At 70.7% G+C, this 1,361-nt stretch carries 1 protein-coding gene; it reads left to right on the forward strand.

Annotated elements, in window-relative coordinates; translation table 11 throughout:
- Nucleotides 1-194: 194 nt before the first annotated feature.
- On the forward strand, nt 195-1,163 hold the full coding sequence (locus E8D38_RS27720) for a GlxA family transcriptional regulator (RefSeq protein ID WP_140637496.1): 969 nt from the start codon (nt 195-197) through the stop codon (nt 1,161-1,163).
- The last annotated feature ends 198 nt before the right edge of the window (nt 1,164-1,361 follow it).

Raw genomic sequence — 1,361 nt, forward strand, 5'->3', positions numbered from 1 at the left:
AAGGGCGCATGCGGGTGTTGCGCCGCTTGCCCAGGCGTCCAGCCTGGGCTGCGCACCGCGCCTACGCCTGCACCCTTGTCGGCCCCGGCGGGGGTGCCATTTCACTGACGCAGTGGACTAGGGAGCGGCCGCACTTTGCATCAGTGCTGGAAAAGACTGGTTTCGGGCCGAAACGGACATCTATCATCAGCGCCATGAAAACCGTCTGGATCCTGGTGCTCGACGGCGTGATGGACTCGAGCCTGGCGATCACGCTGGACCTGCTGCGCGCCGCGCAGGCAGTGGCGGCGCAGGCGAAGACGCCGCTGCGGCTCGACTGGCGCGTGCTCGGCGCGCGCCGGCGGGTGCAGACCGCGCACGGCCTCACGCTCGCCACCGACGACACTTTCCGCGCCTGCCGTGAACGGGGCGACATGCCGGCCTGGGCCATCGTGCCGGCGATGGGCCAGTACGGCGAGCGCCTGGCCGCGCACCTCGCCGAGCGGGATGCGGTGTGGGCAGCCGAACTGCTGCGGCGGCTGCACGCCGGCGAGACGCGCATTGCCGCCTCTTGCGCTTCGGTCTTCCTGCTGGCCGAGGCGGGGCTGCTGGAGCAGCGCCGCGCCACCACCACCTGGTGGCTCGCCGGCAGCTTTCGAACACGCTACCCGGGCGTACACCTCGACGAGAGCAGCATGGTGGTGCGCGACGGCCATCTGGTGTCGGCCGGCTCGGCCTTCGCCCAGCTCGATCTCATGCTTGCGGTGCTTGGCGACCTGGCCGGCGCACGGGTGGCCGAGCTGTGTGCGCGCTACCTGCTGATCGACCGCCGCCCGTCCCAGGCGCGCTACATGATGGCCACGCATGCGCAGCATCATGACCCGGTGGTGGCCGCGGCCGAGCAGTGGATCGACCGGCATCTGGGCGGGCCGCTGTCGGTGCGGGCGCTGTCGCAGCACCTGGGCCTGGGCGAGAAGACGCTGGCACGCCGGGTGCAGGCGGCCACCGGGCAGTCGCCGATCCGGCTGATCCAGCGGCGCCGGCTGATGATGGCCGCGCACCTGATCGAAACCACCCGCACGCCGATCGAAGCGGTGGCCGAGCAGGTGGGCTACCGCGACAGCACGACGCTGCGGCGGCTGATGCGGCGCGAACTCGGCGCCAGCCCGTCGAGCCTTCGCTAGGGCCTGTTAACGCTATTTGGAGCCTCACGTGACCCAGGAAACGGGCGCCATCAAGGCGCAAAGCGGAAGCGGGGTGACTCCCCCGCTGAGCATTTGCAACGCGGAGGGCGCCCGTTTCCTGGGATCACCCGCAGGGCTTGGGTCCCTGGGGGCGCATGCCGTCGTTGCCGCCTCGTTGTGTGCAGTGAGCACACCGCC

Source organism: Methylibium rhizosphaerae, assembly GCF_006386545.1.
GTDB lineage: Bacteria > Pseudomonadota > Gammaproteobacteria > Burkholderiales > Burkholderiaceae_C > Pseudorivibacter > Pseudorivibacter rhizosphaerae.